The following is a 24,637-nucleotide window of genomic DNA, read 5'->3' as shown; positions in this document are numbered from 1 at the left end:
TTGGGCCTTTTTTCGCGCGTTTCTTTCATTATTCTTTTATTGGCGCCTCTTAAGATTAGACTAGGGAGTTTTGCGTTCGGGCTCTATCCGGAGTTCGTAGCAACTGAGAGGAGTCAGGAATGATGAAGAAGCTGCTTATAGGCAAACTGCCAAGGAGAGCGCTGATCTGGACGTTGATCGTCAGTCTGTTGTCAGGGGTTATTACCCCTGCAACCCTATCGGCCAAAGATTTGTTAGCTTCACAGCTGGCGGAAGTGGCTACGCAAGCAAGTGCAACTGCCGACGGACCATTGCCGAACGATATTCAAGGCCATTGGGCGGAAGGAGCTATTGCGGAGTGGATCAAGCTCGGGCTGATACAAGGCTACGAGGACGGTAGTTTTCGGCCGAACCAAACAATTAGCCGCATCGAGTTCGTGACGCTTGTGAATCGCGCATTCGGCTTCTCTGGCGGCGGAGCGATTTCATTCGCAGACGTGCCGGCAGGCGCCTGGTATATACCGCAAATTCAAGCGGCCAAAGCCGCGGCGTATATCGGCGGTTACACAGACGGCACTTTCCGGCCGCAAGGGAAACTGTCGCGCGTCGAAGCGGGAACAATACTGTCTCGGCTCGTGCCCGTCGTAAGCCGTTCCAGTGAGGAGCCGCTAGGACAGTTCGCCGATCGCGAAAGTGTTCCTAGCTACGGCCATGATCCATTAAACGCGGTATTAGCCTCGGGTTACATGGAGGGCTTCCCGGATCGGACGCTCCGGCCGTTGCAGCCGATTACGAGGGCGGAAGCGGTGACCTTGCTGAATCGATTGCTGAAACAATCGAATTCCGGCGTTCCGGGGCGCATCGTCATTAGCGCGAAAAACTTGGACGCAGCGGGTACATATGGACCGGCGACGGGCAACTTTAACGTGGTTGGCGGATTGACGGTGCTTGCACCGGATACCGTATTGCGTAATTTGACGGTTACGGGCGATTTGGTGATCGGTGCGTCGGTCGGCGAAGGAGACGTTACGCTGGACCATGTCACGGTACGCGGCCGTACCTTCGTGAACGGCGGCGGCGAACATAGCGTTCACATGAACGACTCGTCGCTCGGTACCGTAGTCGTAGATAAAACGGGCGGTCGCGTGCGCGTCGTTATCGACGGGACGACTGTCATTGAGCAGATGGACGTGCAATCCGACGCGCTCATCGAGTCGGACGGAAGCGAAGGCGGAGGCATCTCGGGCGTGGTCATCACGGCGACGGGAGAAGTCGTGTTGTCCGGCGCGTTCGCGAAAGTGGAAGTTCGCAGCGACGTTCGACTGACCGTCACGTCTGGGACGATCGCCGAGCTACAGGTAGGCGAATCGAGCTCGGCTTCGAAGATCGCGCTGGGCGACGGCGTCATAGTCGATAATATGGAGCTGCACGGGATAGCTAGCGTAACCGGGGAGGGGACGATACAGCATGCGCTCGTGGATGCCGTAGGTGTCACGTTCGAGACGAAGCCGAAGGTCGTTGAAACGACGGATCGGGGGGGCTTGACCGGCGGAGGTGTGGCTGGTATTCCAACGGGGCCAGTCGGTCCTACGGTGCCAACGAATCCTACGAACCCGAATCCGCCGATCGATTCGACGATATCCGTCGTGGTGTCGGCGACGCAGCCGCAGATGACGGGCGTGAGGGTTGTGCTCAACCCGGCAGTAGCCGGGCTAACGGCAGCGAACTTCAACGTGCGAACGTCTGGCGGACAGAGCGCGACTGTCACGTTCGCAGGCAGCCTTGACGGCGGAGCGACTTATGCGCTTTCCGCCGCTTTAACCGAGGGGCAAACCTATACTGTAATGGCGACAAAAACGGGGTATGCATTCGGCAGTCCCGTAGCGTTCACGGTTCCCGTTACGACGGATCCCGGAACGGATTCAGGAACGGATCCTAACGCAGTGTCCGTGACTGCCTCTGTTTACGACATCGGCGCGACCAGTTTCTCGCTTGCGTTCGACGGCGCTGTGGAAGGCTTGACGACGAGCGACCTGACGCTTAACCATCAAGGCGACGCCGTTGGGGTTTTGTCCGCTGACACCGCGGACAACGGTCTATCGTACTCCGTAGTCGCGATGCTGTCGGAAGGTCAGACCTACACGCTCACGATCGCGAAGGCGGGCTACTCTTTCGGTTCACCGCTGACGATCCAAGTGCCGGGATCGGGGACGACGGATCCAGGAGAGACGAGCGACGTCGTCGTAACCGCGACGGCGAGTCAGCTGTCGACGGCAGGCTTCAAGTTGAGCTTGGACAAGCCCGTCTCCGAATTGGAGATGGACAGCTTCGTTATCACGAACGGCGACAACGAGCGCGTCGGTGTCGACATGCTGGCGAGCGTGTCCGCAGGCCGGGAATACGAAGTGTATGCCGCGCTCGCCATCGGTAAGTCGTATACCATCGCGCTGAACAAAGCCGGGTACGCCTTCACCGAGCCGCTCGTCCTGAAAGTAGCGGCGATCGATGCCGCTTCGTCAGTCGGCTGGGTATCGTTCGGAGGCTTCCAGCTGAACTTGGATCGCTCCGTTAGCGATATGTCGATCGAACGCGCGGAAGTGATGAATGTCGGCGGCGCGGCCGTAGCGGATGCCAGCGTTCAAGTCGGTAGTGGAGGCAGAACGCTCGTAGTCGCGGGAACGTTCACTGCGGGAGCGACTTATCATTACCGGATCTATATCGGCGATTACGTCTTCGAAGGCGATGTCGCTGTACCGGTGACGATACCGGTCAGTCGCTATACAACGTTCGAAACGACGAGTAATGGGAGCACGAGCTTGCGCGTCACATTCAGCGTACCTGTACCGGGCTTGACCGCCGATTCGTTCCTTTTGTCGCATAACAACGGCACGCCTTACCTCATCGGATCGGTGTCCACGACGGACGGCGGCAGCAGCTACGTTATCGGGCCGGACAACGCAGCCTACAGTGACTACGTGCTGGACGTCGAGCAATCGGGCTATGACTTCGGGGGATCCAAGAAGGTCATACGAACGACTCTTAATCCGTGGTATGGGACGAGTCCGTATCCCGGCTTTTTCGCGGGCTTTAATCCGAGCCTGCCGGGCGGCGTTACGGCGAATGACTTCCGAGTGACGGACGAGCGGGGTAGCCCTGTATCCGTCGTCTCGGTCGAGAGCGAGCAGGGCGGCTTCGTCGTTCGGTACGACGGCGTTCGCGGACAGACGTTCCGCATCGAGATCATCAAGGACGGGTACGACTTCGGCGCTCCGCGAAGCAACACCGCGGCTTACTCAAACAAAGTGCTGAACCCTTCCTATACGGGTTTCACGTTATCGCTGAATCCGCCGGTTGCGATCGATACGGTCCGCGGGTTCCGGTTGAACCGAATGACAGCGGATTATCAGATCGGTGCGACGGTGCCGATTCAAGGCGTGACGACATCGAACGGCGGCAGCAGCTACGAGATTGCGGCGAGCTTGACACCGGGTAATTACCGTTTGCTGATCGATGCTCCGATCGAGATGACCGTCTATTATTTCACCGTGAGTGCGGTCGCGACAATCGCCGTCGGCAAAGTGCTGAATACCGGAATACGGGTCTCGCTCGACTACGCGGTTGACGGGCTGGACGCCTCCAGCTTCCAGATCGTGAACGTGGAAACAGATGCGCAGGTATGGATCAGTGCGGCGGATACGCAGGACCATGGCCGCACATATTGGTTGTCGGCCGAGCTCCCCGGAAGGAACTACGTCGTCAAGCTGAATGGTCATTTGCCGGTGGGCGGAGTCGCTTTCCAAGTTCAAGGCACGCTCGACGCAGGCAACTTCTCGGCTCTAAATCCGACCGGCACGGGCTTCGATCTCGCCTTCGACAATCCGGTACCAGGCTTACTGCCGGCGGATATCGACCTGCGTGACGCGCAGAACAACCGCGTCGTCGGCCTAACGCTGTCGACTTCGGACGGCGGTCGCACGTACCGCATCCATGCGACGCTCGGCGGCAACAAAGACTATACGCTCACGCTGAGCAAAGCTTTCGTCCGGTTCGGTCCGGCGGTCTCGTTCCATGTGCCGTACAGCTTGACGGCGACCGTGACGGAGACGAACCGCGACGGCTGGATCGAGCTGCGGTTGTCGCAGCCGCTGACGGAGGCGCAATCCGGCGGTATCGTCGCCAAAGACGATGAAGGCAATACCTTCTATCCATACGAGTATGTCATGTCCGGCGGTGGTACCGTTTACCGGATTCGTCTCGCGAACATTTCCATTACGCGTTCTTATATGCTAGACCTGAACCCGGGCGCGAATCCGGATTTGGCTGCGTATCGGCTGACTTCGCCGACGTTCGCGTTCCCGGTGGCCATCACGTCGGCGATCGCTTCGCCTACGGGCGTCACGGTGCAGTTCGAGGCTCCCGTCGCGGGGCTGACGAAGGCGAACTTCGTTATTCGCGGCGCTTCCGGCGAGACGTACGCAACATCCGCGGCGGCAACGGCAGACGGCGGCAGCAGTTACGCATTGACGGCAGCGCTCGTCCTGGGCAAGTCTTACACGGTGCAATATAAGCCGAACGCTTCTTATCAAACGGCAACCGGGATTCCATTCGTCGCGAGCAAGACCATTGCGGCCACGATCAAGAACGTTACGGCGCAAGGCTTCAAGCTGCAATTTGGCGAGAAAGTCGCCGGGCTTCTGCAGTCGCAAGTCGTGCTTCGCGACGCCGGGGGTAATGTGGTCGGGCAGTATTTGTATTCGTTCACGACGGCCGACCAAGGTTTGAGCTATCAGTTTCGCTATGACGTCGGAGCGGGAGTCCTTGAGCCAGGGGCGGGATATACCCTGGCGATCGCGAGAGAAGAATTCGCGCTAGCGGCCCCGATCGCGTTCGACATTCCGATTCCGGGCGTCGTCACGGTCGATGGCACGACGAACAGCGATATCGTGCTGACGATCGGCGCCTATCCTTATCCGATGCCGGAGCTAGCCGCGGGCAACTTCGACTTGCGGGATGGCAAGGGCAAGCTCTTAGCAGTCACCCTTACGAAGCTGAGCGGCAATCAATATAAGCTGACCGGCGCCCTTGATACGCTGGCAACGTACACGCTTACCGTGTCGTATCCGGGCTACGACTTCGGCTCGTCGCTATCGATCGGCATGCGCATTCTCGTCGGTCTCGACACGGGGCTGCAGACGCAACACGGGTTCACGCTTTTCGTCAGCCCGGCGCTTCCGAACCTGGCAGCTTCCGAGATTACGATCTCCGACCGCGACGGCCATACGATTTCGGCGCAATCCGCCGTGGCGGCGTTAAACGGGTCCGCATACCAAGTGACCGCGCCGTTAGCGGCGGGCAAGAAGTACACGGTTTCGATCGCCAAACCGGGCTACGAGGTCAAGTTCTCGATTCCGTTCAGTTTGAACAAGCGGTCCGCGACCGTGGATAGAGTATCGGTAAACGGCTTCACGCTGAACTTCGACCGCATGCTTAGCTGGAGCAGCGCGCTCAAGCTGAAGGTGCTCGACGACCAAGGCGCCGAGCAGCGGACGACAGGCATCGTCTCGAACGACGGCGGGGTGAGCTATCAGATCGAAGTTGCATTGACGCCGGATCGAGTCTATACGGTCGAGATAGATCGGATTGGCGACGACTTCGGGCCAGGCATTCCGGTTATCGTAAAGTCGGTTGGCGTTTCCTTCGCCGGTATGGAGGAAGGTAGTAGCCGAACGTTCGACCTCGTGCTCGACCAGCCGCTGCCGGGCATGCGTCCTGGAGACTTCGTGCTCCGCAGGGCGTCCGACGGACGCAAAATCGCCCTGTTGTCGGCCGAAACCGCCGATGGCGGTATCTCATATAAGTTGTCCGCGGACTTCTTCCAAGCGGAAAGCTATACGATAGTTCCGGCAAAAGACGGTTACGCATTCGGCGATCCGATCGCGTTCACCGTTCCGATTCTGGCCACGCCGGCGGTTCTGCGGACCGGGCCGAAGGAAATTGAAATCGGCTTTAACGTCGCCGTTCCGGGCTTGAACGCCGGGGAGGTTACGCTTCGGGATGCTGATGGTAACGTATGGCTTGCCGACACGGTCGTGACGGCTGACGGCGGTTCGACGTATACGATCCGCGCGAATTTCGTTGGCGGACGGAGGTACTCGCTTTCGCTCGCCAAGTCCGGATACGATCTCGGGGACGAGTTGACGGTCGAGGTTCCCAACGCGATAACGGCCAAGCTTGATCAGGCCTCCGAAGCTGGACTTACCCTTGTGCTCTCGCCGGCTGTAAATGGCCTGGATGCGAATGACTTCCAGCTCCGCGATTCGAACGGGCAACCGGTCGCCGTCGCGGACGCCTCATCGGCGAACGACGGCACTACGTACAAGCTATCGACCGGATTAACCGGCGGCGAGCTTTATACGCTGACGATCTCGCTTGCCGGGTACGACTTCGGCGCTCCGTTAGTCGCCGATATTCCGATCGCTGTCGGCGTGACATACGAAGACGCCGAAGCAACGGGTCTGACGATTCGTCTGAATCGGGCGGTGCCGGGGCTTTCCGCAGGTAACGTTGCGTTGACGGATCAAGTCGGCGGGTCGACCGTAATCACCGCGTTGACGACGACGGACGGCGGGTTGACCTACACGCTGCAAGCAAGCCTGCAAGAAAAGAAGCGTTATAGCTTGCGGCTGACCAAGTCCAGGTACGATTTCGGCGCCGATGGCACGTTTCTCGTGCCGGTTAAGGTCGGGGTAGCGGTATCGCCGTTCCTCAGCAGCGGCTTCACAATTAAGCTGAACCGTGCGGTTCCGGGCTTGACGGCCGGCAACGTTACCCTCAAGGACACGGTCGGCAAAGCCGTTCCGATCGTCTCGTGGACGGCTTCGGAGGATGGCGCGACGTACGTCGCCCAAGCAGAGTTGGCCGGCCATGCGATCTATACGCTGCAAGTGATTGCCGACGGTTACGCGTTTGGTTCGGCGGCGCAACTTGAAGCACAGCCCGTCGTCCTATTGAGCGCTCGCAACATCGACGCTAATGGGTTCGAGCTCGTGCTAAGCGAGCCGATTCCGCGATTGAACATAGCCTACCTGTTCCTGGCCGGCTCCGACGGCATCCGAATTCCGCTGAACGCAGTGTCGTTCTATGACCAGTCGGGCGCAGCGAATACGGGGCTCGTCTATAAGGTGAACAAGCCGCTCGCGCTCGGGATCCCTTACACACTGTCGATCGAGGATCCGGCACATCCGACGACGGGGCCGCTTGAAGTCATCGCGCCTCGCGCGGTGACGGTTCAGGTCACGGGTCTCTCCAAGGACGGACTAGCGCTAAAATTTAACCAACTGGTCAATGGATTGCTCGCGGAGGATATAAGCTTACTCGCGGAGGACGGGAGTCCGATCGCCGTTGAAGACGTCGTTCCGGGTGAGACGGCAGCGAACTATACGATCCGCACGAAATTGCAGGAAGACCGGACATATACACTCTCGTTGCGCAAGCGGGGCTACGATTTCGGCACGAGCGGGAATGTATCCGTTCAAGTGCCGACCACGGTGGCGGCGACGGTGAAGAACGCGAACGAGGCGGGCTTTACAATCGTATTGTCGAAGCCGGTGCAGAATTTGAATATCTCGTTGTTCAAGGATGGTTTCGTCAAAGGGTACTACGACCTGACGATTACGACGCCGGACGAAGGCAGGACGTATCAGGTAGGGGTTTCCTGGCCAAGCGACTACCCGCTCACGCTTGCGCTCAGCAAATCGGGTTATGATCTCGGGCCGGACCGCACGGTCCAATATCAGAAGAAGAAACCGGAGCTGCAACAAGCCTTGACGAGCGCGGACGGTGCGAGCGTCCTGCTGACCTTCGACGCGAGAATGATGTCGTCGGCTTCGGACGTGGGCTTCGCCGTGAAGATCAACTCGACTTGGCAAAGCAATGTGCGCGTAGCATTCGTGAACGCCACGACGTTCAAGCTGACATGGACCGGTCCGCTGGTCAAGTCATCCGATAAAGTCTCCGTCGCGTTTACCGGAATTAACCGGGTGACGGGGGAGAACAGGGCCTATCTGGCTCCGTTCGCCGAGACGCCGGCGATCAACAGCTCGAGCGAGCTCGGGCTCGTCCAAAACTACGCGTACATCGGAGATCCGAAGCCGGCGGCACAGTTGCTGCATAGTCAGTTCGGCTACGGCGCTCTCGAGACGGCGGTGCTCTTGCGTCAAGGCGGCTTCGCTGCTGCAAAAATCTCGGGCGCGCTCAGCTCCGAATACGGTCTGGACAGAACGGCTTTGATCCGCGTATACGCCGATATGGGTGCCGACGCGGGCACGGCATTCGACGCGCTGCATGAAATCTCGTATTTGCCGAATACGCCGGAGGAGTGGATCGCTTCGTTTCTTCAGGCGGGTTACGCTGCAGTCGAGACGGGTACGGTCTTCCGAGCAAAAGGCTATCAGGTCAAGGATATCGTCCGAGCGTTCCGATTGAAGGGCGTCTCCGCCGGCGATGCGGCTCGCGCCATGCGCTATTCATTCGGCGAAGCGAATGCGTCGGCCGCGGTTGCGCAATTGAAAGGGTTGTACGATGGCACGAATGTCGCCGATGCGGTACAGCTTGCGTACGGTCTGTCGAATGCGGACGCCGTCCTGGCGCTGTTCGCGGGCGGGGTAATTGCAAGCGATGCGGCTACGGCGATCGTGAGCTTGTATAGCGCCGACGTTCTTGTCGAAGTCGCGTTGCTCCGAGATGCCGGTTACGCCCCGAAAGATATCGGTGCGGCGATCCGCCAAGGCAGCGGCTTCGAGAATGCGCGTACGGCCGTAAAGACCATGAACGGAGCGGGCATGCAGCCGCGCGATGTCTACCTCTTCGTCGGTGGCTTGTATACGCCGACGGAAGCGGCTGTCGCGATGCTCCGCGAGCAAATGTCCGGCTACGCAGTCGCCGGTGCGGTTCAAGCGTCGGGCGACGGCGCCTTAATCGCCATCAACGCGCTGCGGCAAAGCGGCGCAGAAGACGAGGCGGTTGCCGGATTCGTCAAAGCCGCATGGGGCTCTTCGCTGACGTTGCAAGAAACGGCGAAGCAATTCGTCCAAAGCGGCATGACCAAGGAGAAGGCGGCATCGCTCTTGCATAATGTTTATGAGGCGGACGTGATCGATGCGTTCGTCGCGTTGGAACCGTTGTTCCACCCGTGGGGCTTCGATTCGAAAGGTTTGTTCCTCGCCTTGCTGAAAGGCGGTTACGATCCGGCGGAGGTCGCTGCATACTTCCTGAAGCACGTCTACGCCGGCCGCAGTCCGGTATTCGATGTGTTCGTCAACGAGGCACAATACCCGATCGACCGGACGCTCGCTTACGTGCACGACGCCATAACGGCGGACGGCACGCCCTATCCGATGCAGGACGCAGTGTATGATCTGTTCGCGTTCGGCGCGCGGTATTCGGCGCAAGATGCGCTTGCCGCATTGCGTGGAGCGTATGCGAACGACGCGAACGAAGCACCGACCGCGGCGAATTTGGCAGCGGCGATGAGCAAGATGTATACGCTGAACGATTACGGCCCGGCGCTCGTCAAGCAGATGGGTTTGTCGTTGCCAATGTGGCTCGAGCTGCAGACGACGAACTGCCCTTGCAACGCGAGCAAGCTGGCCAAGGACGCGAAGTATATGTTCGGCCTGTCTTCGGTCGGCGACATTACGCTCGCTCTCGGCGCGACTGGCAAGTTCACGCTGCGCGAGCTGATCGACGGAGTGATCTCGCTTTACCCGGGGAACAGCCGTGAAAGCCAAATGGCTCCTTTGACGGGCGTTCTGAGAGACTCCGGCTATGCGATCGCGGAGCTCGCCGCGGTATACGACGACGAAGGCTGGGATTGGATTCGCAGCTTTAGCCGTTACGGAATCGCGGCGAAGGAAAGCGCGTCCTACCTGATCGGCAAAGGATTTTCGAAGAATGACGTAGTCTTGAAGTTGCGCCCTTATCCGGCGAAAGATATCGCGCTCGTCCTGCGCGAGCAGTACGGACTGTCGGACGCGGACGCGATCGCCGCTCTGACGGATCAACATTTTTACGATGAGAACGAAATCAGCTCGGCGGTCGCTTGGGCATACAACGGCAATCCGGTCGCGCTGTGGGTCAAGACGCTGCGGGCGCAGGGAGCTACGGCCGGCTCCGTCATCTCGTTGTTGATTTCCCGCTATCCGGAATATCGCGATCCGGGACTCGCGGGCACCGCGCTCGTCAAAGGCGGCTACGCCATGGACGAAGTGATGCAGGCGCTCATCCGCCGTTCGAGCAATCCGGACTTGCAGAATACGATTGCGACGCTCAACCAGTTGTTCGCGCAAAGCCAGATTTCCATTGCGCAGTTGCTGGCTGCCTCGTCTAGCGAGTCGCCGGAAAGCGGTCTCCTCTTCCTGAAAAACGCCAAATTTACCCGTGCTCAGCTCGCTTGGGCTTTGAAGGATTACTATGGCGTAGACGCAGGCAAAGCCGCGTCCCTGCTATCGGACCAATATCCATACGACTTGTCGCAGGTGATGCAGACAGTCGCGGACGTCTACGGTCAGAGCAAGGCGGCAACGGCCGCCCTGGCGCTAGACGCCGAAGGCATTACGACGCTGGCCGGTGCCGTTACTTACTTGCGGGACGCCGGATTCGGCTTGAAGGACATTGCGCTCGCAGCGAAGACGAAATTCAACGCTCCGATCGGGGAAACCGCTCAGCGATTGACGGAAGGCAGCAACGAGGGCGCGAACGTAATTCTGTACGCGGTCGCGGGCGCTTACGGGCTGACAGCCGAGCATGCGATCCACGAGCTGCTCGCCTATCGCGGCCAAACGTCGTATGCGCAAGCAATCGCGTTCCTTTACGCGGGGCAGCAGTTCGGCTTGCCGACCGCGGCGAAGCTGGCCAAGGAAGAGTACGGATTGTCTTCCGGAGAAGCGCTTCAGCAGCTTCGAGCTTTCCGGATGTACGCAGACAAGGATGTCGCGAACGCGATCGCCTTGGCGTATGGCGTGTCCCAGAACCAAAGCGTCGTCGATTCGCTGGAAGCGAGCGGTATCGCCGCGCTGGAGGACGCAGTGTCGTACTTGTTGCGCATGAACTTCGATTTGGCGAGTATCGTACGCGTAGGCAAAGAACATTACGGCTTGAATCAAAGCCAAGTCGCGGCGGCGCTCGACGCTTCAGGTTTCTTCGATGCAGCGGGCACGGAAGCGGTGAACGCCATCGCCCTCGTCTATGGTCAGACACTGAGCGAGACGATCGTTGATATTCTGGACGGCCTTGGCGCGACCACGTACGCCGAGGCGCTGCCAGAGCTTCGTCTACGCGGATTTACGCTGGATGATATGGTGTTGGCGGCGAAGGAGCATTACCGGTTGTCTACGGGCGAGATGCTGAGCGCGCTTTTGCCGAAAGCTTGGTATCCGCTTACGGACGTAACGGCGGCGGTATTCTCGATCTACGGCAAACCATTCTCGGAAAGCGTCGGCGATCTGCTGAGGGATGCTGTGGTTGCCACCGCGGAAGAAGCAACGCCGATGCTGAGGCAGATGGGGTATTCCCTGAAGGAAGTCGCGACGGCGGCGAGGGAAGTGTACGGCTTGACCGCTGAGCAAGCGATCGCTTCGCTTAAGAACGCGGACGCAGGCAACGCGGCGATGATCGAAGCGGCCGTCGCGGATGCGTACGGCACGCAGGTCGCCTCGAGCGCGGTCGGGTTGCTGAACGCAGTCGGCGGCATAGCGGATCCCGCCGCAGCCGTCGCATACTTGCAAGGAGCGGGCGTTCCGCTCGGCGAGATCGCCGGGACGCTCGGGTCCGTCTACGGGCTGATGCCGAGCGAGATTGCGGGCACGCTTGCGGCGACGGGGCTGTATGATGCGGCGTCGATCCTGTACGCATTGACCGCGAATGCGGCTAGCGGCACGTCCGTTACAGGCATCCTAAGCAAGCTGGGCATTACGACCGCGTCCACCGCGGCCGCAACGCTGAAGGAAGCCGGATTTAGTCTAGATGATATCGCGATGACGATGAAGCTCGACTTCTCGCAGTCGCCGACTCAGACGAAGGCGATTCTGACAAGCCTTGGCAGGTACGGCGCATCAGCCATCGAGCGGGTCGTGTCCGCCGCGTATCAGGAGCAACCGAACGCCTCGGATTCGTTGTCGTACATCTTGGATTCGTACGGCATTACGACCGCGGAGGGCGCGGTGGCGTTCTTGAGCAAGTCGAAGAGCACGGCGAAATCCGCGGCGCTTCAGCTCAAAAACCATTACGGCACGGACGCGGATCGGGCGTCAGACCTGCTAAGAACTTATTACGACGCAGGCGACGTCACGCTGGCGATTTCCGCCGTCTACTACACGGGCACTAATCTATCTATGCTGGAGCAGCTTATTCCGCCGGGCTATGCATCCCAGCCAAGCCATGTCGCGAACTATTTATCGGGCAAAATGACGCTCAAGGACATCGCGGTCGCGATGAAGGAGCTGTTCCATCTGAGCGCGCTCGATGCGATGGACGCCATGTCTGCCGTGAACGCGACGCCGGAGGCTCTGTACAACAGCGTGACCGAAGTGTACGGAGGCGATCCGCTTTTCGCGAAGCTGGCCGATCAGAAGAATAAAGGCGCAAGCGCGGCCGTAGTCGCGGTCGATATGTACCGGTACGGCAAGCTGACTTACGACGACAAGTATTTGGTCGATACGCTTGACTCGCTCGGTTATAGCGACGCAGAGATTCTAAGCGTAAGATACATGTACTTCAACGCCGGCAAACGCAACGAGGGCACGGTCGAAGAACAAGCGGCGCTCCTGACGCGGTTCGGCGTGAACACGCCGGACGCAATCGTAAACTTCCTGATCTTAAAGTATGGACGCGGGGGTACGGTCAACGCGGTTGTGTTCGCGAGAATCGTTCGCGCGGGGCTGCCGGAAGCGTCCATGAAGGACTTCGCGCTGACGATGGCCGCCCAAGGGTTCAACCATGGAGACATCGAGAACGCCTTCGGCTACTTGAACGAAGACAAGCGCGCTCTCTCGGATAATCTGAAGACGCTCGGCTACTCGGCTTACGAGGCCGCAGGTTTCGTGGGCCGCGTGTACGACGTCATTGACGACAAAGTCCGGGTGCTCAAAGGAAATGGGTATACGCTCGAATCATACATCCGATATCTCAATTTCAACGCGGCGCTCGTGAAAGCGTTGAGAGAGTCGGGCTTCTCCGCTTCGGAGATCGCGATCGCGGCCGTCCGTTCGGGAGCAGAGGGTAATTACGCCAGAATCGCGATGGATTTGCGGGACGGCGGATTCACGGACCTGAAAGTCATCGTCGGCGCCATCCTCGATACCGGTTACCGGCCGGAGTGGATTCCGAACGATCTGAGGGAAATCGCTTCGCTGAAAGATTTGGCGAAAGCGATGAACGACTCGGGAAAGGCTTCGCTAACCCAAATCGTAACCGGCCTGAAGATCGCGGAAGCGAACAATAAGATGATCTACGACATCGTGAAGGAGATCAGCAAGCAAGAACAGGCGGCATTCACGGACGAGCTGTCGTTCGCGGAACGCAAAGCGCTCGATGACGACGACATCGCGATACTCATGACGATCGGATCGCTAAGAGAAGCCGGATTCAGCTCCCATGACAGCGCGGGACTGCTGACGTACGAGACGGGCGACTGGATGACGGCCGCGCTCATTCTTATTTTGTCAGGCTACGATTGGGATGACGTGCTTGGCGCGGTGTGGGACGAGTATCGCGGAGCCATCGGGGTCATGATCCTGCAGACGATGATGGGGCAAGCGATCGGGAAAGTGATGCAAGACTTCAAGCAATATTGGAAGCTCGTGAAGATCGTAAAGCGAATCGTTAAGAAAGAGATTACGTAATGAAGAAGGCCGTTTCACGTGGCGCGATGCCATGAGAAACGGCTTTTTTCATACCCCGTAGCGGGCGACCAGGTTCATCCCGATCCGACTTGGCAACAATGGTAATGCTCACATCATGCCATCGAGGAGGCACAGGCACCATGTCCGAGTTCAACCATGTCGTGGAAAAAGACGGAGACATTCATCCAAGCAACGTAGAGAACGCGCTATCGAACATCGACGCCGAGGAAAGAGAGCGCATCCTGCGAAATTTCGACGAGTTTAAGGGTTATCTAGCCAGACGTATTAAAATGGCGCAAGGTATTGGCTTAAGCGAGGAACAAATCGCGGTCATCGCTCAAGAGGTCGCCGATTACTTGGCCGATCACGAGGATGCGCGCAATAGCGAGGAGAAGCTGCTGAAGGAGCTATGGAAGGCGGGTACCGAAGAGCAACAGCACATGCTCGCCCACTTGCTCGTAAGAATGGCTCAACCGCAGCGCAAACATTAACGAGACGAGGGTGCCCCGACCGAGGGATTCGGTGGGGGCACCCTTTATTTGTGGCCGCGACGACCTGTCGAAAACGAACGCATCGACCTTTTTTCGACGCCAAATCCCCGTTCCTACGGATCATTGACCGCGCTCGCGACGACAACTCATAATAAGATTTGTGTTACATAAATTTACAGTTGGGAGTGTGTTTGATGTCCAAGCGGGTGCTGATTTTGACCGGTGACGGAGCGGAAGTGCTGGAGGTTTATTATCCGTTTTTCCGGGTGAAGGAAGAGGGCTACGATGCGGTAATCGCCGCGCCGAGGAAAAAGACGCTATATACGGTTTGCCACGATTTCGTCGACGGATGGGACACATACACGGAGAAGCCGGCTCACCAGTTGGCGGCCGAAATCTCCTTCGCGGACGTCGCGCCGGGCGACTACGACGCGCTAATCATACCGGGCGGACGCGCGCCGGAATTTATTCGCAACGATCCGGATCTGCCACGCATCGTTCAGCATTTTCTCGATGCCGACAAGCCGATCGGCGCGATTTGCCACGGTGCGCAAGTGTTCTTGGCGCTTCCGAACCGCTCCGCCTTCGAAGGCCGAACGATGACGGCTTACAATGCTTGCAAGCTGGAAGTCGAATCGCTCGGCGCGCAGTACGCGAGCGAGACGTTGCACGTGGACGGCAGGCTCGTTACCGGTCACGCGTGGCCCGACCTTCCCGGCTTCATGCGCGAGTTCCTGAATTTGCTCGGCCGGACGTCGTCGAACAAGGAATTATCTTCTTCTGTGAACTAATGCATAGGGGTACGATAACAGGCCGACGATCCGGGATCGTCGGCTTTTTGGCATCCGTTCAGATCAGCGCAGCTCGCTTCCGATCAGTACAAGTGTGATTCCAGCGGCGCTCCGGAATCCGTCCGACGCGAGATTAGCGGAGGCAACTCGTTTTCGCGCGGCAAAATCGTTAACGCCAGATGCAGGCTGCGCGCGATCAAATCGGCCATCCGCGAGACGAGGTATAGGCGCGTGCTTTGCAGGAGCATGAGTTCCATGAAGCCGCCGAGATTCACGATGCCCGTCAGATGAATATCTCCTACCGGAGTCAGCTTCTTACCGACTCCCGATCCGGGGCGCAACGGACCTTCGCCGACGGCGATGGAGCCGACGCTCGCGGCGCTTCCGAGACAGGCGTCGACGCCGATGATGAAAGGATTACCGATCGTAAGGCGAATCCCTTCCATCGTGTCGTCCAGGTTCATCGCATGCACCGGTTCCTCCAGCGTACCGAACACGTCGAACGTCGAACTGCGGAATTTGCGGAGCGACGTTCCCACGAGCGGGCCGAGCGAATCGCCGGTGGACCGGTCGGTGCCGATGCATACGATGACAATACGCTTGTCCGGCGGGAGGCGCTTGAGATAGTTCCGAAGCTGAACGGCTAGCCGAATCGAGGCGCCGGGGTCCGTAACCGCTATACGGAATGGCCATTCGGGTATGAGGTTCACGACATCACTTCCTAGATAGAAGATCGTAATATCGCAATGATACATTATGTATCATTAGAAAGGTGTCGGAATTTGGGGGGAGGAAATAAATTTGTGGTAAATTGATTTTATACGACTTATTAGCAGCAAAGGAGCATGGAGACGATGAAGGAAATCATCAAAAGCGACGTGGAAACCGCGCTTCGAGGGTATCGCGCGCACGATGCGTATTTGCACAGCGAAGCCACGTCGTTCGTGTTCGTGCGGAACTTCCGCATTCAGATCACGGACACCGCCGTCGCGGGCGAGGGACCCTATCGCGTCGCGATAAGATTCGAAGGGCACGGATGGCTCCGCATGGAGGGGCTTACCCATTACGAGATTGACGCGCAAGGCAGGCTGCTGCTAGCCGGATTCGACGAGCAAGGAAGAATGCACGTGGCGCTAGAGCTAGGAAAGGAGCCGTTCCCGGAATGACGAAGCGAAAGATATTGGCGGTATTCGCCCACCCGGACGACGAGACGTTCATCTGCGGCGGGACGCTTGCGAAGTATGCGAGCATGGACGTGGACATCACGCTAGTTAGCGCGACGCGGGGAGAGATGGGGCGCCGCATGGGCAACCCCCCTTACGTGAATCGGGAGACGATGCCGGAGGTTAGAGAGCTGGAGCTGCGGAACGCATGCGATGCGCTTGGTGTCCGACAACTGATCTTCTTTGATATTCGCGACAAAACGGTGGAGTTCATCGATCTGGAGTTGTTAACGTCGAGAATCGCGGCGCTGATCGAGGAAATCAAGCCCGACGTCGTGCTGACTTTCCACGAAATATTGGGCGGGCACCCCGACCATTGCGCGATCGGCAAAGTGACGACCGCCGCGCACGAGCGGACCCGGGAGCGCAGCGGCGCGGAGCTGTTCTTCATTACGTTTGGCGATACGCTGGCGAACGCACAGGAAAGGTTCGGATATGATTATCCGAACCCGATCGTTAGAATCGATATTTCGAAGCATCACGATGCCAAGCTTGCCGCATTCCGCGCGCACCGTTGCCAGACCGAGATCGACGGCTGGGTATGGGGACCGGATAAGCAAGCGTTGTCCAAGTTCGGCAAGTACGAGTATTTCATCGCGGGCAATAAGGCTATTCCGCCGCACCCGGGCGAAGACTTGTTCCCGCCGTCGAAGCGTTAGCTAGCGGCTTTCGCCAAGCGCTCCCGCGGCTAACATCTGAAGCACCGTATTGTCCATCGGAGGGTTGTGCAAGCCCGCGCGAACGTCACGGTAATAGCGTTCGAGCGGCGAGCTCTTCGCCAAGCTGGCGCCTCCCACGATGCGCATCGCCATGTCGACGACTTTAAGGGCATTGTGCGTCGCGACGTATTTGGCAAGTCCGAGGTCCGGCTTCAAGCTAGGCCGATTATCCGGTTCATTATCCCAACGGTCCGCAGCCGCGTATAGCAGGCAGCGGGCCGTTCTGATTTCCGCTTCCATGAGACCGATCTGTTGCTGGACGGTCGGCAAATCCGCGATGACCCCTTGCAGGTGGTTCGGGCGGTAAGTCTTCGCGAACCGCACCGCGTAATCCCGCGCCGCGATGGCGATACCGACGTAACAAGCCGGAATATGGAGCAACCAGCCGCCGGCATCGTCGATCCCTTTGCCCGTGATTCGATGATCCGTCGCCGCGAACGCGCCGTCCAGCACGACATCATGGCTCCCTGTGGCGCGCATGCCGAGCGTATCCCAAGTTTCGACTATCGTCACTCGGTCGGACCTATGCACGAGAAATTCGGCCACGCTGTCTTCTTCCGGTAAATACGCCGATACGACGAACCGGTCGAGAATCGGCGACAGCGTGCTGAACGTTTTGCGGCCGGTGATGCGATAGCCGTCTCCTTCTCGGACTGCCGTCGTCTCGGGTTTGCCGCCACGGCTTGGGCTGCCCGAAGCCGCTTCGCTGGCGAACGTGTTGATCATCGCGCCGTCGTGCACGATAGCGCGGCACAACTCCGCGAACAATTCCTCCGGCCATTTGCCGCACGTGCGCAAATGCAGCACTTGGCCGACATGCCAACCGACCGCCAACGCGGTCGAGCCGTCCCCGTAAGCGAGCCGCTCTTGCAGCTGAACCATCTCGTATAACGAGATCTCGTCTCCGCCGAATTGACGCGGCACCGTAAGCTTCAAGTAGCCGGCGTCGCGCATGTCGGCGAAGTTATCGAACGGGAACGAGCCTTCCCGGTCGTGCTTGGGCGCGCGAGCGGCGAACCGTTCGGCCAGCGCCTCGACCGAAGCCGCGCGCTCCCTCTCTTGTTCATTGCGTATATATTGATCGATTAATCGTTGCAAAGTACGTCACCCCGTTCTAAGTTTCAATTCCATTATTGAAATTATTGGTCTTCGAGTCAACATAAGCCGTAAGCGATAGCGTAAATTGACTATCCCGATGGACGATGCGTACAATGGCTATAGCCTATCGAACAGAATCAGAAGCAGCGCAAGGAGGCTTAGTCGATGTCGTCCATCGGGTTAGTGCTAGAAGGCGGAGGAATGCGCGGGATTTATACGGCCGGCGTACTCGAATATTTCTCCGAGCATAATGTGTATTTTCCCTATACGGTCGGCGTATCGGCGGGAGCTTGCATGGCGGCCAGTTATTTGTCCCGGCAGCTCGGTCGCAATCGCGTCGTCAACGTCAACTGGGTGAGCGATCCTCGTTATATCTCATGGAGAAATTTGTGGCGCAAAGGTCAGCTGTTCGGCATGGATTTTATTTTCGACGAAATCCCGAACGCCCTCGTTCCTTTCGATTATGATGCGTTTCTGCAAGGCCAAGAAGAATTGGCCATCGGCACGACGGATTGCGAGACCGGCGAGCCTATTTACTATAGTAAAAGCGATCCGGGCTTCGATCTGCTGAAGGTGCTGCGGGCATCCAGCTCGCTGCCGTTCATCGCGCCGATCGTCGAGTACGGCGGCAAGCAGTTGTTGGACGGCGGAATTTCAGATCCGATACCGCTCCGCCAAGCGGAAAAGGACGGCTATAACCGCAACATTGTCATCCTCACCCGCAACGCGGATTACCGCAAATCCCGCAATCGGTTTTCGTGGATAGTGAAGCGCGCCTACGGCAAATATCCGGCATTCGTAGATACGATGATGCGCAGGCACGCTATTTATAACGGTACGTTAGACTATATCGCCGAGCAGGAGCGATGCGGAAACACGTTCGTCATCCGGCCGACGGAGCCGCTCGCGGTCGGACGGATGGAACGCAATCCGGCCAAGCTCGATGCTTTATATTTGCAAGGATACAAAGACGCGAAGCACATTATGCCGTCATTGCAAGCCTGGATGGAGCGATAATTCCGAAAGATGTTAAAAACATTCGGAGGAGAGGGGATCGAACATGAGTACGTTATACGTCTCCGATATGGATGGAACGCTGCTTAACGATGATCAGCAAATTAATCCGGAATCGGTCCGAATCCTCAATCGGCTGATCGATGAAGGCGTTCGCTTCACGGTCGCGACGGCGCGCTCCTACGAATCGGCGCGAGCGCTGCTGGCGGGGTTGAACCTACAGCTTCCGGGTATTTTCATCAACGGTGTCTTCATTACCGAACTGCAGAGCGGGCGAGCGCTGGAGTCTCATTATTTATCGGGCGAGCTGGGACGAAAGATTGCCGGGCGTTACCTGGAGGCGGGGCTTAACCCCGTCGTGTACACGGTCAATTCCGAAGGGAAGTCCCGGGTCTACTATCGCGGCGTATTCAACCAAAGCGAGGAATATTATTTCACCGACCGATTGAAACGCGAGAGCGATAGGTTCCAATTGGTCGATGACTACGTAGCCTGTCTGACCGAGAAAATCATCGCAGTCAACGCGATCGAGACACCGGATCGGCTCGAAGCCGTCTACGGCGAGCTGTCCGGCTTGGGAGGCTGTATTTGCCATTACGGACCGGATATTTACGCGCCGGGTTACCATTGGCTCGAAGTGTCGAGCGAACGGGCGACCAAGAAGCAAGCGACGCAGCGCTTAAAGGAAATATTCCGCTTCGATAAGCTGGTCTGCTTCGGGGACAATCTGAACGATCTGTCGATGTTCGAGGCGGCCGACGAATGCTATGCGGTGAGCAATGCCCACGAGTCGGTGAAGCTAGCGGCTACGGGAGTCATCGGAAGCAACAATGACGACGGGGTCGCGAAGTTTTTGGCGGAACGGGGAGAAAGAGATCACAGGGGGTTCGCGATATGGCTGCCGGCAAAATAGAAGAATTCTCGATCAACGCGTGGCCATCCCTGCAAACGATACTTATGGACGGATGGTTGCTGCGGTTCGCGGACGGCTACACGAAGCGGTCGAATTCGATCAGTCCGCTATACGAGGGCGGCAAGCAGACGTTTAGCGAGAAGATCGCGTTATGCGAGGACATCTACGATAAAGCGGGACAACCCGTTATTTTCAAAATCACGCCATTCATCCATCCCGAACTCGAACCCTTGCTGGAAGCGCGCGGATACAAGACGATCGAGCCTTCGCTCGTCATGGAACTGGACGATCTATCCTCCGTACCGGAGCCCGATTCACGGTTCGAGCTCCGCTTGACTCCGTCGGTCTCCGAAGAGTGGGTAAACCGCCTGATCTCCATGAACGGCATGTCGGAGCGGGATGGACGAACGACGATGAAGCTGTTTGAGCGGCCGCTCATGCGGACGGGCTTCTTCACGCTCTATGACGGGCATACTCCGGTAGCTTGCGGTCTGGGCGTCGCGAACGAAGAGTATGTAGGATTGTTCGATATCGTCACCCATCCCGACCACCGCGGCCGAGGCTGCGGAGAGCAACTGCTCCGTCATATCCTGCGTTGGGCGAGAGAGGGCGGCGCGAACAAAAGTTACCTCATGGTGCTGAAGGATAACCCTCCCGCCAACAGACTGTACGAGAAGCTGAATTACAGGACAATCTATGAATACTCCTATCGTAAACGTGTCTAATAGTTGATGGAATTAATAGAAGCGCGCAGGAGGTTTTTGTCCACGAGTTACGAGGGTGGCGAGGTTACAGCGAGCACAATTGGAATTTTGCGGCTGTAGCATCGTTTGGCGAGGTTACAGCGAGCACAATTGGAGTTTCGCGGCTGTAGCATCGTTTGGTGAGGTTACAGCGAGCACAATTGGAGTTTCGCGGCTGTAGCATCGTTTGGCGAGGTTACAGCGAGCACCAAAAAGGATCTCAGACTCCACTTTAGTGGAATATGAGATCCTTTCGTGTGTGAAGGGGGCGTCTACGATCCTTTCCGATCGTTGAAAAGCGATTGAATCTCGTGATCCGCCAGCAGTTGCTCGATAACGACGAAGTCGTAGTGTCCTTCTCTTAAACAATATGAGACGACGACGTCCCGCAAGTCGGTCGGACTCATGGCGTAGCCTGCCTTGGCGAGCATTTCTTCCGATTCTTCGTTGTTGAGTTTTAGAAGTACGGCGACCCGAAGCATCTTTTCCTTGGAGGGCTTTATTTCGTCGTTCAGAAGCTTACTCCAATAATCGCGGCTGATTTGACCCTGTTCGAAGGCGGCCGCTCGGTAGGTTACCTTATCGCTTTGGTGCGCTTTGCGACGGATATAGGCACCCAAGGTCGCGGATTGCTTGGCTTGGTCGATCAGGTCGGGCAAGCGGGATGCCCGTCGATAGAAGTGCGTGTCCGACGTTGCATGGGGAGCCGCGCGCGAATCAGAGGGCATAGGGAAACCGATCGCTTCGGCCTCAAAGAGTATGTCTGACGTTACCTGTACTTCTCCCCTCAACTCAGCAAGGAAAGCTTCCTTGATTATATCGAACGTGAGCTGCGACATACGCTTCCCTCCATGTTGCGTAGCAGGCAATAAGTTCCGGCCTATTACGGTCTATACTCGGAATCATAAGCCATACGGCGATGCCGAACAAGACCATTAGGAGGCTCTATTATGCAACCTTTGCATTCTTCTTCCGTAACTTTCACCCATTGTTGGAATCGACCGTACTTGCCGACCGGCGGTGCCGGAAAATGTTACTTGCTCCTCGAAGCGAGAGGGCATGGAGAAGTCCGAGCCGATAGAGCGCCGATTAACGTCTCGCTCGTGCTCGACCGCAGCGGGTCGATGTCGGGCAAGCCGCTCGCGTACAGCAAGCGAGCTTGCCAATACGTCGTGGATCAGATGAACGAAGGCGACGTGCTAAGCTTGGTCGCGTTCGACGACGAGGTATGGACGGTTGTTCCGCCTGCGCCAGTCACCGTTGCGAATAAGTACGACATTAAGCAGCGGATCGAACGTATCCGCAGCGGGAGCTGTACAAACCTGAGCGGCGGACTAATGGAGGGCTCGCGGCATGTTTTGGCGGGTAAGAACGATAGGCCGAGAGCGGTTAATCGTGTCATTCTTTTATCCGACGGGCATGCGAACCAGGGCATTACGAGCAAGGAAAGGTTAGCCGAGATTGCGCGGGAGTATCACGGTTCCGGCGTAGGCATTAGTACGATGGGCGTCGGCGATCGCTTCGACGAGGAGCTGATGGAGACGATCTCGTATCAAGGCGGAGGAAACTTCTATTATATCGATACGCCGGAGCGCATTCCGGTGATTTTTCAAGAGGAGCTGGAAGGCATGCTGTCGGTCGTCGCGAACCGCATGACGCTGACGCTTCGAACGACGGATCGCGCGGCGGTGACGAACGTATACGGATACGCGACTGAACGATGCCCGGGTGAGTTGAAAATCAGTGCGGGAGATTTATACGGCAATGAGGTAAAAGCGATTCTAGTGGAGTTGACGGTAGCCGCCCATTCGCCGGGAAGACACCCCGTGTTGACGCTCGAATGGGAGTACACGGACTTAATGGGAGGAGCAAAGTCGGCTTGCGCTTATCATTGCGAGGTTCATGCGGAGTTTACGGCGGACTCAGAATTGTTGAACATGAACGGCGATGTGAAAGTGCTTCAGCAAGTGGAGTTTGCGCAGTCCGCCAAAGCGATAGAGTCGGCCATGGAGGCGATGGACCGCGGAGATTTACAGGCCGGACAACAGATGCTTCGCGAGCAGGCGGATCAATTGCGCATGATGTCGGATGCGCTTGAAGCGCCGGCGCTGGCCGAGGCATCGGAGAAGCTGTTCGCCCGGCTGGACGACAACTTCGAGTATTCCAGCCGTACGCGCAAGGAGCTGCATGAGCAGAAGTACAAGCAATTGCGGCGGAAATAGCATGCCAAAAAAGCATGGAGGGAAACCAGTAATGGCTCCCAACCATGCTTTTTGACCGTTTACAGCTTAATATTTTTAGCGAAGTTCCAACCGCCCTTAACCGGTGCATTCAGCGTTCCGGTCGCATTTTGCGTCGCGTAGCCGATAACGATGGAATCGTAAGTGAGCTCGATCGTCTCGAACCCGTTATCCGTGCTGAAAGAGGATACGAGAATATTGCCGAGCTCATAGGTAAGCGGCGCTACCGGCGAAACTCCCGGCTTGACGAAGGCAATCGTACCTTTGAGAATGACTTTTCCCGAAGTGATCGCAAGGAAGATTGGGAGAGTTGAGGAATCGGGACGCTTCATGATGACTAAGGGACCCGGCGTCGCTTTGCCGGCTGCTATACCCGTACTGGTTCTGCTGACGACGTTCGTCACGCCTAATTGAACGCTGGCTAGAGGGATCCATTTTTCGTAGCCTCTAACAATCGATTCTCCGTCGATCCCGTCCAATTTCAAATAGATGTCGTAGTTGAGCGGTTGTTGCGATTCGTTAATCGATGCTGCGGTACCTGCGAACGTGCTGAAAGTCAGAGCTAGCGCGCAGGCGACTATGAAGGCTAGCATTACTTTCCTCGGCTTCTTGATCGAATATCACTCCTTAGATAATGAATAGCATCACAAGAGTATATTCGGGGTGTTGCTAGAGTAGAACAACTATTTTGCAGCCGCCAAACTATTTTTACCGATTATCGATCTTCTCGGGATACAGATCATGGTTCATGAGGCGATACTCCGCCATCTGCTCGAACTTGGTGCCGGGTTGGCCCCAGTTGCAGTAAGGATCGATGGAGATGCCGCCGCGTGGTGTGAACTTGCCCCACACTTCGATATACCGCGGCTCCATGAGCTTGATGAGGTCGTTCATGATGATGTTCATGCAGTCCTCGTGGAAATCGCCGTGGTTGCGGAAGCTGAACAAGTACAGCTTAAGCGCCTTGCTCTCGACCATTTTCTTGTCCGGAATGTACGAGATGTAAAGGGTGGCGAAATCCGGCTGACCGGTCATCGGGCACAGGCTGGTGAACTCCGGGCAATTGAATTTAACGAAGTAATCCCGGTTCGGATGCTTGTTGTCGAAGGCTTCCAGCACTTGCGGGTTGTACGCGAATTCATACTTCGTGCCTTGGTTGCCGAGCAACGTGATGTCTTGCAGTTCTTCTTTGGTGCGCATGTAAAATAACCCCTTTCCGATTGGAAGAAGGAGATGTCGGGAACCGGCTCTGTCCGCAAAAGAACAAGAAAAAAACGGCACCTGTTCGCTAACCGGAGGGCAGTGGATGCCTGCGGCTTAGGCGGCGAAAGACTTGTGCGTTTTCCTTAGTTTTTTATAGAGGGAGTTCGCGAACCTCTCCTGAGACAGCCTTATTATTCGCCGTCCAGATTTTCTTCTTCAGTTACATGGGTACTATAGCACAAATAAACCTGGGCAGCCAATCCTGGTCAAGACCCCATTTAGTGGACAGATAAAAAAGCCTAGGCTACAAGCTGGCGTCGGTATT

At 57.4% G+C, this 24,637-nt stretch carries 14 protein-coding genes and 1 riboswitch; of the genes, 9 read left to right on the top strand and 5 right to left on the bottom strand.

Annotation, left to right across the window (positions count from 1 at the left end; translation table 11 throughout):
- Window positions 1-119: 119 nt before the first annotated feature.
- The 3 genes from ACFPQ4_RS14615 to ACFPQ4_RS14605 all read left to right on the top strand — a co-directional run bounded on the left by ACFPQ4_RS14615 (window position 120) and on the right by ACFPQ4_RS14605 (window position 15,159).
- A complete protein-coding gene (locus tag ACFPQ4_RS14615) occupies window positions 120-13,877 on the top strand; it encodes an S-layer homology domain-containing protein (protein ID WP_378112612.1) in 13,758 nt (4,585 codons plus the stop codon).
- A gap of 140 nt (window positions 13,878-14,017) precedes the next feature.
- Window positions 14,018-14,368 (top strand): DUF3243 domain-containing protein, encoded by a 351-nt coding sequence (locus ACFPQ4_RS14610; RefSeq protein WP_378112611.1) that lies wholly within the window; start codon window positions 14,018-14,020, stop codon window positions 14,366-14,368.
- A gap of 194 nt (window positions 14,369-14,562) precedes the next feature.
- Window positions 14,563-15,159 (top strand): DJ-1/PfpI family protein, encoded by a 597-nt coding sequence (locus ACFPQ4_RS14605; protein ID WP_378112610.1) that lies wholly within the window; start codon window positions 14,563-14,565, stop codon window positions 15,157-15,159.
- A gap of 83 nt (window positions 15,160-15,242) precedes the next feature.
- Here the strand turns inward: ACFPQ4_RS14605 and yyaC are convergent, their stop codons facing one another.
- Entirely contained in the window at window positions 15,243-15,869 is a 627-nt protein-coding gene (gene yyaC / locus ACFPQ4_RS14600) for a spore protease YyaC (protein WP_378112609.1), read from the bottom strand.
- 144 nt (window positions 15,870-16,013) lie between these two features.
- Here yyaC and ACFPQ4_RS14595 point away from each other — a divergent pair, with 144 nt between their 5' ends.
- Together ACFPQ4_RS14595 and ACFPQ4_RS14590 are read left to right on the top strand one after the other, a co-directional pair.
- Window positions 16,014-16,325 (top strand): DUF1806 family protein, encoded by a 312-nt coding sequence (locus ACFPQ4_RS14595; protein ID WP_378112608.1) that lies wholly within the window; start codon window positions 16,014-16,016, stop codon window positions 16,323-16,325.
- The gene (locus tag ACFPQ4_RS14590) at window positions 16,322-17,041 is read left to right on the top strand and encodes a PIG-L family deacetylase (RefSeq protein ID WP_378112607.1); all 720 of its coding nucleotides are present in this window, start codon (window positions 16,322-16,324) and stop codon (window positions 17,039-17,041) included. Before ACFPQ4_RS14595 ends, ACFPQ4_RS14590 begins: the two co-directional genes overlap by 4 nt.
- On the opposite strand, the gene ACFPQ4_RS14585 is transcribed toward ACFPQ4_RS14590, so the two are convergent.
- Window positions 17,042-18,199: an acyl-CoA dehydrogenase family protein gene (locus ACFPQ4_RS14585; RefSeq protein WP_378112606.1), complete on the bottom strand. Its 1,158-nt coding sequence runs from the start codon at window positions 18,197-18,199 to the stop codon at window positions 17,042-17,044.
- A gap of 165 nt (window positions 18,200-18,364) precedes the next feature.
- Here ACFPQ4_RS14585 and ACFPQ4_RS14580 point away from each other — a divergent pair, with 165 nt between their 5' ends.
- Genes ACFPQ4_RS14580 through ACFPQ4_RS14570 form a run of 3 tightly spaced genes read left to right on the top strand, consistent with a single transcriptional unit; the run spans window position 18,365 to window position 20,851 of the window.
- Entirely contained in the window at window positions 18,365-19,216 is an 852-nt protein-coding gene (locus ACFPQ4_RS14580; protein WP_378112605.1) for a patatin-like phospholipase family protein, read from the top strand.
- Window positions 19,217-19,259: 43 nt separating this feature from the next.
- Window positions 19,260-20,126 (top strand): HAD family hydrolase, encoded by an 867-nt coding sequence (locus tag ACFPQ4_RS14575; RefSeq protein ID WP_378112604.1) that lies wholly within the window; start codon window positions 19,260-19,262, stop codon window positions 20,124-20,126.
- Window positions 20,108-20,851, top strand: coding sequence for a GNAT family N-acetyltransferase (locus ACFPQ4_RS14570; protein ID WP_378112603.1), 744 nt, complete (start codon window positions 20,108-20,110; stop codon window positions 20,849-20,851). The genes ACFPQ4_RS14575 and ACFPQ4_RS14570 overlap by 19 nt, the downstream gene beginning before the upstream one ends.
- 290 nt (window positions 20,852-21,141) lie before the next feature.
- Here the strand turns inward: ACFPQ4_RS14570 and ACFPQ4_RS14565 are convergent, their stop codons facing one another.
- Window positions 21,142-21,708: a hypothetical protein gene (locus ACFPQ4_RS14565; RefSeq protein ID WP_378112602.1), complete on the bottom strand. Its 567-nt coding sequence runs from the start codon at window positions 21,706-21,708 to the stop codon at window positions 21,142-21,144.
- Between the two features lie 111 nt (window positions 21,709-21,819).
- On the opposite strand from ACFPQ4_RS14565, the gene ACFPQ4_RS14560 reads away from it, so the two are divergent.
- A complete protein-coding gene (locus tag ACFPQ4_RS14560) occupies window positions 21,820-23,091 on the top strand; it encodes a vWA domain-containing protein (RefSeq protein ID WP_378112601.1) in 1,272 nt (423 codons plus the stop codon).
- A gap of 59 nt (window positions 23,092-23,150) precedes the next feature.
- On the opposite strand, the gene ACFPQ4_RS14555 is transcribed toward ACFPQ4_RS14560, so the two are convergent.
- Both ACFPQ4_RS14555 and queF read right to left on the bottom strand, forming a co-directional pair.
- Window positions 23,151-23,702, bottom strand: coding sequence for an Hcp family type VI secretion system effector (locus tag ACFPQ4_RS14555; RefSeq protein WP_378112600.1), 552 nt, complete (start codon window positions 23,700-23,702; stop codon window positions 23,151-23,153).
- A 115-nt stretch (window positions 23,703-23,817) separates the two neighbouring features.
- Window positions 23,818-24,309 carry a preQ(1) synthase gene (gene queF, locus ACFPQ4_RS14550; protein WP_378112599.1) on the bottom strand — a complete coding sequence of 164 codons (492 nt, stop codon included), beginning with the start codon at window positions 24,307-24,309 and terminating at the stop codon, window positions 23,818-23,820.
- 140 nt (window positions 24,310-24,449) lie between these two features.
- Window positions 24,450-24,493: riboswitch (PreQ1 riboswitch) on the bottom strand.
- Between the last annotated feature and the right edge of the window lie 144 nt (window positions 24,494-24,637).

The organism is Cohnella yongneupensis (assembly GCF_042655785.1).
Classification (GTDB): domain Bacteria; phylum Bacillota; class Bacilli; order Paenibacillales; family Paenibacillaceae; genus Cohnella; species Cohnella yongneupensis.
Note: the sequence above shows the minus strand (reverse complement) of the source record. Positions and strands in the feature narration are given on the sequence as shown.